The following is an 8674-nucleotide window of genomic DNA, read 5'->3' as shown; positions in this document are numbered from 1 at the left end:
GGCCTCGGCCCCCGCGGCCGATCCGGGCGCGGACCGGTCGGCCGAGGCCCGCGCGGGCCATCCGGGCGCGGGCTCGACGGGCGCGGCGGCGGTGGTGCGCTCGCGGTCGGCGTGACCGAATAGCCTTCCTTCAGCAGCCGGTTGAACGCGGCGCGCACCGTCGCGGTGATGCTCGCCTGCACTTCCTTGGGCAGATCGGCGAAGGCGGTGTTCGGCCCCATCGCGCCGATATCGCGCAGCAGCGAGTTGGGCATGCCCTTCGACGCGGTCTTGAGCGCCGCGACGGCGTCCATGACCGCGGAGAACATGATCTCCTGCATGATGTCCGTCGCCGATTTCGTCATGATCCCCTCGCGTGTCCCGATGCGGCCCGAGCGCCTACACGCGTCCCGCGCGCTTGCCCACACTCCAGGTTAAGATCGCCAGCGCGGATGTGGCGCAGCTGTGCACGCGTGGCTAAGAGGCGGGATGCTTCGCCTGTCCGAACTCAAGCTGCCGCTGGACCACGCGCCCGAGGCGCTGCGCGAGGCGATCCTCGCAAGGCTCGGTATCGGCGATACGGAATTGCTCGACTGGACGATCGCGCGCCGCGCCCATGACGCGCGACGGCGCTCGGCGATCCTGATGGTCTATTCGGTCGACGTAACGCTGGCCGACGAGGCGGCGGTGCTCGCGCGCTTCGCGGGCCAGCCGCGTCTGCGCGTCACGCCCGACGACCGCTATGTCCCGGTCGCGACCGCGCCCGCCGGCGTCCCCCGCCCGGTCGTGATCGGCGCGGGGCCGTGCGGGCTTTTCGCGGGGCTGATCCTCGCGCAGATGGGCTTCCGGCCGATCATCCTGGAGCGCGGCAAGGTCGTGCGCGAGCGGACCAAGGATACGTGGGGGCTTTGGCGGCGCGGCGTGCTGGAGCCGGAGAGCAACGTCCAATATGGCGAGGGCGGCGCGGGCACCTTCTCCGACGGAAAGCTCTACAGCCAGATCAAGGATCCGCGCTTCCTCGGCCGCAAGGTGCTGACCGAATTCGTGAAGGCAGGCGCCCCGCCCGAAATATTGACCGAGGCGCATCCGCATATCGGCACCTTCCGGCTCGTGACGATGGTCGAGGCCATGCGCCAGACAATCAAGGATCTGGGCGGCGAATATCGTTTCGGGACGCGCGTCGAGGATTTCGAGGTAGAGCGCGGGCCGGGCGGCGCACGGCGGCTGCGCGGCCTGCATCTGCATGACGGCAGCTTCCTCGAGGCCGATCATGTCGTGCTGGCGGTGGGGCATAGCGCGCGCGACACGTTCGCGCGGCTCCATGCGCGCGGCGTGCATATCGAGGCCAAGCCCTTCTCGATCGGGGTGCGGATCGAACATCCCCAGTCGTGGGTCGACGAAGCGCGCTTCGGCGCCTGCGCGCGCCATCCCGATCTCGGCGCTGCCGCCTACAGCCTCTCGCACCACTGCACGAACGGGCGGACGGTCTACAGCTTCTGCATGTGCCCGGGCGGGCGCGTAGTCGCGGCGGCATCGGAGCCGGGCCGCGTCGTCACCAACGGCATGAGCCAATATTCACGCGCCGAATTCAACGCCAATTCGGGGCTCGTCGTCGGCATCGAGCCCGAGCGCGATTATCCGGGCGATCCGCTCGCGGGGATCGAATTGCAGCGGCATTGGGAGAGCCTGGCGTTCGTCGCCGGGGGATCGAACTACAACGCGCCGGTGCAGCTGGTCGGCGATCTTCTCGCCGGGCGCGCCTCGACCGCGCTCGGCGCGGTGACGCCGTCATACAAGCCGGGGGTGACGCCGACCGATCTTTCCGCCTGCCTGCCCGATTTCGTGATGGAGTCGTTCCGCGAGGCGCTCCCCGCCTTCGGCCGGCAGATCGCGCGATACGATCACCCTGAGGCGACCCTCACGGGCGTCGAGACGCGGACCTCCTCGCCGATCCGGATCACGCGCGGGCGCGATTTCCAGAGCCTCAACACGCAAGGCCTGTTCCCTGCCGGCGAGGGCGCCGGCTATGCGGGCGGGATCCTCTCGGCCGGCGTGGACGGGATCAAGATCGCCGAGGCGGTCGCGCGCGCCATCCTGGGCGAGGACGTGGTGGAGCGGGCGGCCTGAGCAGAGACCATCGTTTGCCCCGAGCCTGTCGAAGGGCAGTTCGTCTTTCGATCAAGAAGGACGGTACTTCGACAAGCTCAGCACGAACGGAAGCAAGGTTTCCCGCCTACCCGTATTTCGCCTCGCAGGCCTTGATCACCGCCTGCGGCTGGCCGAGCTTGGCGACCGCCGCCTGCGCCTCGTTGCGCTTCTTTACGAGCGGATCGCCATTGCCCACGCCTGCGCTCTTCAACATCGGCGAGACTTTCGCGTCGAGCTTCGTGCTGAGCACACCCAGCGTCGTCGAGACTTCGGTATAGGAGCCGCCCTGGCTCCCGAACGCCTTGCGCATGAAATCGACGAGGACATAGCATTGCAGTGCGCTGTCGAGCTTGCCCTCCGGCAGCGCCGGCGCGCCGTTGGTCGTCGCGGGATAAGCGGTGGCGCAGGCGGGGCGCAGCACCTGCCACTTGCCCTTGATCGTCGTGTCGAACAGGCCGGGCATCCGCTTGAACACGGCATTGGCGCGCTCGGAGTCGAATTCCGAGCCCTCGGCGCCGGCAAGCAGCGCGTAGTGGAAGATGCCTTCCTGCGCCTCGGCGGACAGGTCACCCTTCACGCCCGCTTTCTCGCGCTGCGTCGCCGCGGCGACGACGCCGCAGGTCGCGGCGCGATCGACCGCGTCTTCGGGAAGCGTCGGGAGCTTCTCCCCGCAGCCGGGGAGAACCAACGCCGCCGCGATCATCGCTCCACAGACCAAACGCATTCCGACCCCACATTGTCGTTACAGATGCGTAAAGTACGCGTGGGGCGCGGTTGGGTTTCCTGCAAGCGCCCTCCCCTGCGGGAGGGCGTGCCGTATCAGACGTGGATCGGCTTGCCCGTGACCGCCATCGCCGCTTCCTTGAAGGCCTCGGCGTGCGTCGGGTGCGCGTGGCAGGTGTAGGCGATGTCCTCACTGGTCGCGCCGAATTCCATGCCGAGCGCGGCCTCGGCGATCATCGTGCCGGCGACCGAGGCGATCATCCACACGCCCAGAACCTTGTCGGTCTTTGCATCGGCAATGACCTTCACGAAGCCCCACGGCTCGTGATTGGTCTTGGCGCGGCTGTTGCCGAGCATCGGGAACTTGCCGACCTTGATCTCGCCCGTCTGCTTCGCCTGCTCTTCGGTCAGGCCGACGCCCGCGATCTCGGGCATCGTATAGACGACCGACGGGATCACATCGTGGTTCACGATGCCGGTGAGGCCCGCGATATTCTCCGCGACGGCGATGCCCTCGTCCTCGGCCTTGTGCGCGAGCATCGGGCCGGGGACGACGTCGCCGATCGCCCAGATGCCGGAAACGCCCGTCTCGAATTCGTGATTGACCTCGATCTGGCCGCGCCCGTTCGGCGTGATGCCGGCCTTGTCGAGCCCGAGGCCGTCGGTGTTCGGCTTGCGGCCGATCGAGACCAGGACGACGTCCGCCTCGATCGTCTCGGCCGCGCCGCCCGCGGCGGGTTCGACGGTCAGGACCGCGCCCGCGCCGTTACGCTCGACCTTGGTGACCTTGGTCGAGAGCTTGAACTCGAAGCCCTGCTTCTTGAAGATCTTGTTGGCTTCCTTGCGGACCTCGCCGTCCATGCCGGGCAGGATCTGGTCGAGATATTCGACGACCGTGACCTTGGCGCCGAGACGACGCCAGACCGAGCCGAGCTCGAGCCCGATCACGCCGCCGCCGATGACGACCATGCGGCCGGGCACCTTGGGCAGTTCCAGCGCGGAGGTGCTGTCGACGATCGCCTCGTTGTCGACGGTCACGCCCGGCAGCGGGGTGACGGACGAGCCGGTGGCGATGATGATGTTCTTGGCGCGCACGGTGCGGCCGGCAACCGTGACGGTGTCCGCGCTCTCGAACGTGGCGAGGCCCTTCAGCCATTCCACCTTGTTCTTCTTGAACAGATATTCGACGCCCGCGGTCAGGCCATTGACGGCTTCCAGACGCTGGCCGTGCATCGTGCCGAGATCGAGGCTCATCGCATCGATCTTCACGCCGAGCTTGGCGAGCGCGCCGCCGGCGGCGGCCTCGTACAGTTCGGAGGCGTGGAGCAACGCCTTGGAGGGAATGCAGCCGACGTTGAGGCAGGTGCCGCCCAAGGTCGCGCGGCTCTCGGCGCACGCGGTCTTGAGCCCGAGCTGCGCGGCGCGGATCGCCGCGACATAGCCGCCCGGGCCGGAGCCGATCACCAGAACATCGAAATCATAGTCAGCCATTGGAAACTCCGTTCGCCCTGAGCTTGTCGAAGGGCTGTACTTTCTTCCGCTCGAAAGAAGGTCGGTGCTTCGACAAGCTCAGCACGAACGGAATATAATAAGGGCTCGCGCTACTTACAGGTCGATCAAAATCCGCGTCGGATCCTCGATCGCGTTCTTCAGCGCGACGAGGAAGGTGACCGCCTCGCGGCCGTCGATCAGGCGGTGATCATAGCTGAGCGCAAGATACATCATCGGGCGGACGACGACCTGACCGTCGCGGACGACCGGGCGATCCTCGATGCGGTGCAGGCCGAGCACGCCCGACTGCGGGGGATTGATGATCGGGGTCGACATCAGCGAGCCGAACACGCCGCCGTTCGAGATCGTGAAGGTGCCGCCCTTCATCTCGTCCATCTTGAGCGTGCCGTCCTTGGCGCGCTTGCCGAAATCGCCGATCGTCTTTTCGATCCCGGCGACGGTCAGGTCCTGCGCGTTGCGGATGACGGGGACGACGAGGCCGTTCGGGGCCGAGACCGCGACCGAGATGTCGCAATAATCGTGATAGACGATCTCATCGCCCTCGATCGAGCCGTTGACCGACGGGATGTCCTTCAACGCCATGCAGGCGGCCTTCACGAAGAAGCCCATGAAGCCGAGGCGGACGCCATGCTTCTTTTCGAACAGATCCTTGTACTTGGCGCGCGCCTCGATCACCGCGGTCATGTCGACGTCGTTGAACGTCGTCAGCATCGCGGCGGTGTTCTGCGCTTCCTTCAGGCGGCGTGCGACCGTCTGGCGGAGACGCGACATGCGGACGCGCTCTTCCTTGCGATCGGGCGAAGTTGAGGAAGTTGAGGATTGCGGCGCACTGGCGACGGGGGCCGCCGGCGCAGGCGCCTTCGCGCTGGCCTGGCCCGACTTGGCGGCGAGCAGCACGTCATCCTTGGTGATGCGGCCGTCCGTGCCGGTGCCCTTGATCTTGGACGGATCGACATGGAGCTCAAGCACCGCGCGGCGGACCGACGGCGAAAGCGTCGGGCTGTCGCCGACCGCGACTTCCCCATGATTGCCGTAACCGGCGGGCGTCGCCGCGCCGGCGGGGGCCGCGGCAGGCTCGGGCGGGGCGGCGGCCTCAGCCTTGCCGACCGCGGTGCGATCCTCGACGGCGGGCGTCGCGCTCGTCGGCGCCGAGGCGCCTTCGGTGATGCGCGCGATGACCGCGCCGACCGAGACGGTATCGCCTTCGGCGACGACCAGCTCGCCGATCACGCCGGCGACCGGCGACGGCACTTCCACCGCGACCTTGTCGGTCTCGAGGCTGGCAATAGGCTCATCCAGCTTCACCGTCTCGCCGGGCTGCTTCAGCCACTGGCCGAGGGTCGCCTCCGTGATGGATTCGCCGAGCGTCGGTACGGTAACATCGGTCGCCATTAGATCTTCCTATTGGACTTGGTAGCCGAGAGCTTCGGCGACGAGCGCCGCTTGCTGCTTGGTGTGGTTCTTGGCGAGGCCGGTGGCGGTCGCCGCGGCGGCCTTGCGGCCGGCGTAGAGCGGACGGGTCGGCTTGCCGCCGAGCGTCGTCAGCACTTCCTCGATCGGGCATTCGACGAAGTGCCAGCTGCCCTGGTTCTTCGGCTCTTCCTGCGCCCAGACGACCGTCTCGAGGTTCGTGAAATCACGGATCGCCTCGATCACGCCATCGGCCGGGAACGGATAAAGCTGCTCGATGCGGATGATCTGCACCGTCTCGTCGCCGGCGGCATCGCGCGCTTCGGCGAGATCGTAATAGACCTTGCCCGAGCACAGCACGACGCGCTTCACCTGCTCGGCCGGCACGACATGATCGTCGGGCAGGACGCGGTGGAAGAAGCTGTCGCCCAGGAAATCCTCGGCCTTCGACACCGCGAGCTTGTGCCGCAGCAGCGACTTGGGCGTCATGATGATGAGCGGCTTGCGGAACTTGCGCAGCATCTGGCGGCGCAGGATGTGGAAGTAATTGGCCGGCGTCGTGCAGTTCGCGACCTGCATATTGTCCTCGGCGCAGAGCTGGAGATAGCGCTCCAGACGGGCCGAGCTATGCTCCGGCCCCTGCCCCTCATAGCCATGGGGCAGCAGCATCACGAGGCCGTTGGCGCGCAGCCACTTGGCCTCGCCCGCGGCGATAAACTGATCGATGATGACCTGCGCGCCGTTGGCGAAATCGCCGAACTGCGCTTCCCACAGCACCAACGTGTTCGGCGCCTGACCGGCATAGCCATATTCGAAGCCGAGCACGCCGAATTCGGAGAGCGGGCTGTCGAGCACCTGGAAGCGCCGGTCCATCGCGGACAGCGGGATATATTTGTGCCCGTCCTTCTGATCGACCCAGACGGCGTGGCGCTGGCTGAACGTGCCGCGGCCGACATCCTGGCCCGAGAGGCGGACGGTGTAATCGTCCTTGAGCAAAGTGCCGAAAGCGAGCGCCTCGGCGGTCGCCCAATCGAAGCCTTCGCCGCTCTCGAACATCGCCTTCTTCGCATCGAGGATGCGCGCCAGCGTCTTGTGGACGACGATGCTGTCGGGAACGGTCGTCAGCTGCGTGCCAACTTCCGTGAACAGCTCGGGCGTGACGCCGCTCGCCGCTGCGCGCCGTTCGGTGATCGGCTCGCGGGGCAGCGCGAAGCCTTCCCATTCGCCGCCGAACCAGTCGGCACGGTTGGCCTTGTAGCTCTTGCCCGCCTCGAACTCGTCCTCGAGCTGGGCGATGAAGGTCGCTTCCTGCGCGCCGAGCCACTCGGCATCGATCTGACCCTCGGCGACGAGGCGATCGGCATAGAGCTTCGAGACGGGGACGTGCTTGCGGATCTCTTCGTACATGAGCGGCTGGGTAAAGCCCGGCTCGTCGCCCTCATTGTGACCGAAGCGGCGGTAGCACCACATATCGATGACGACGTCGCGCTTGAACTGGCTGCGATATTCGGTCGCCAGCTTGCAGGCGAAGGTGACCGCCTCGGGATCGTCGCCGTTCACGTGAAGGATCGGCGCCTGCACCATCTTCGCGATATCGCTGGGATATGGCGACGAGCGCGCGAATTGCGGGCTGGTCGTGAAGCCGACCTGATTGTTGATGACGAAGTGGACGGTGCCGCCGGTATTGTAGCCGACGAGGCCCGAGAAGCCGAAGCACTCCATGATCACGCCCTGGCCGGCGAAGGCCGCATCGCCGTGGATCAGGATCGGCAGCACCTTGGCGCGGGCCGTATCGTCGAGCTTGGTCTGCTTGGCGCGCGCTTTGCCGAGCACGACCGGATCGACGCATTCGAGATGCGACGGATTGGGCGCGAGGCTCAGATGGATGACGTTGCCGTCGAACTCGCGATCGGTGGACGTGCCGAGGTGATACTTTACGTCGCCCGAGCCGCCGACATCCTCCGGATTGGCCGATCCGCCGGCGAATTCATGGAAGAGGATGCGATACGGCTTGCGCATCACATTGACGAGCACGTTGAGGCGGCCGCGATGCGCCATGCCGAGCACGACTTCCTCGACGCCGGCCGCGCCCGCATATTTGAGCACGGCTTCCAGCGCCGGGATCATGCTCTCGCCGCCGTCGAGGCCGAAGCGCTTGGTGCCGACATATTTGCGGGCGAGGAATTTCTCCCACTGCTCGCCCTCGATCACCTTGGACAGGATCGCCTTCTTGCCCTCGGGCGAGAAGCTGATCTCCTTGTCCTTGCCCTCCAACCGGTCCTGGAGGAAGCGCCGCTCCTCCACGTCCTGGATGTGCATATATTCGAGGCCGACCTTGCCGCAATAATTGCGGCGCAGGACCGCGATCATCTCGCGCAGGGTCGCGTGCTGGAAGCCGAGCAGGCCGCCCAGGAAGATCGGCCGATCCATATCGGCTTCGGTGAAATTGTGGAATTCGGGCTTCAGATCCTCGGGCATCTCGCGCTGCCAGAGGCCGAGCGGATCGAGATCGGCGAGGAGATGGCCGCGGACGCGATAGGTGCGGATCAGGATCGAGGCGCGGATGCTGTCGCGCGCGGCGGATTCGATCTCCGCCTGGCTGAGCGCGGGCGCAGCGGGTGCGGCCGCTGCCGGAGCGGGCTTGGCGCCGCCCTTCGCGGGCTTGGGCGCGGGCTCCATCTGGGTCGGATCGAGCCCGGCGGTGAGTGCGTCGGTCTCGGACAGAGGCCAGCGGGGATTGGTCCAGCTCGGGCCGGAGACGCTGGATTCCAGCGCACCGAAATAAGCGCGCCAATTCTCGTCGACGCTGGCCGGATCCTGGCGGTACTTCTTGTAAAGCGCCTCCGCGAAGCTGGGGCTTACGCCTTCCAGCTCATCGAAGTTCGATCCCTCGAAGCCCATC

General features: G+C 66.7%; 6 protein-coding genes. 1 reads left to right on the top strand and 5 read right to left on the bottom strand.

The genetic code is table 11. The features are described 5' to 3' along the window. Positions 1–344: hypothetical protein (locus tag Q4F19_RS21365; protein WP_303546891.1), on the bottom strand; the 344-nt coding region annotated here is incomplete at its 3' end. 124 nt (positions 345–468) lie between these two features. Between Q4F19_RS21365 and Q4F19_RS21360 the strand changes: the two genes are divergently transcribed. Next, entirely contained in the window at positions 469–2106 is a 1638-nt protein-coding gene (locus tag Q4F19_RS21360; protein ID WP_303546889.1) for an NAD(P)/FAD-dependent oxidoreductase, read from the top strand. Between the two features lie 106 nt (positions 2107–2212). Here Q4F19_RS21360 and Q4F19_RS21355 read toward each other — a convergent pair whose 3' ends face one another. The 4 genes from Q4F19_RS21355 to Q4F19_RS21340 form a co-directional block, all read right to left on the bottom strand. Next, on the bottom strand, positions 2213–2851 hold the full coding sequence (locus tag Q4F19_RS21355) for a hypothetical protein (RefSeq protein ID WP_303546888.1): 639 nt from the start codon (positions 2849–2851) through the stop codon (positions 2213–2215). 95 nt (positions 2852–2946) lie between these two features. Beyond that, positions 2947–4341 carry a dihydrolipoyl dehydrogenase gene (lpdA, locus tag Q4F19_RS21350; RefSeq protein ID WP_303546886.1) on the bottom strand — a complete coding sequence of 465 codons (1395 nt, stop codon included), beginning with the start codon at positions 4339–4341 and terminating at the stop codon, positions 2947–2949. 114 nt (positions 4342–4455) lie between these two features. Then, entirely contained in the window at positions 4456–5754 is a 1299-nt protein-coding gene (odhB, locus tag Q4F19_RS21345) for a 2-oxoglutarate dehydrogenase complex dihydrolipoyllysine-residue succinyltransferase (RefSeq protein ID WP_303546885.1), read from the bottom strand. A gap of 9 nt (positions 5755–5763) precedes the next feature. Beyond that, complete coding sequence (locus Q4F19_RS21340) at positions 5764–8673, bottom strand: 2-oxoglutarate dehydrogenase E1 component (RefSeq protein WP_303546899.1); 2910 nt, start codon at positions 8671–8673, stop codon at positions 5764–5766. Between the last annotated feature and the right edge of the window lies 1 nt (position 8674).

The organism is Sphingomonas natans (assembly GCF_030546695.1).
GTDB classification, from domain to species: domain Bacteria; phylum Pseudomonadota; class Alphaproteobacteria; order Sphingomonadales; family Sphingomonadaceae; genus Sphingomonas_I; species Sphingomonas_I natans.
Note: the sequence above shows the minus strand (reverse complement) of the source record. Positions and strands in the feature narration are given on the sequence as shown.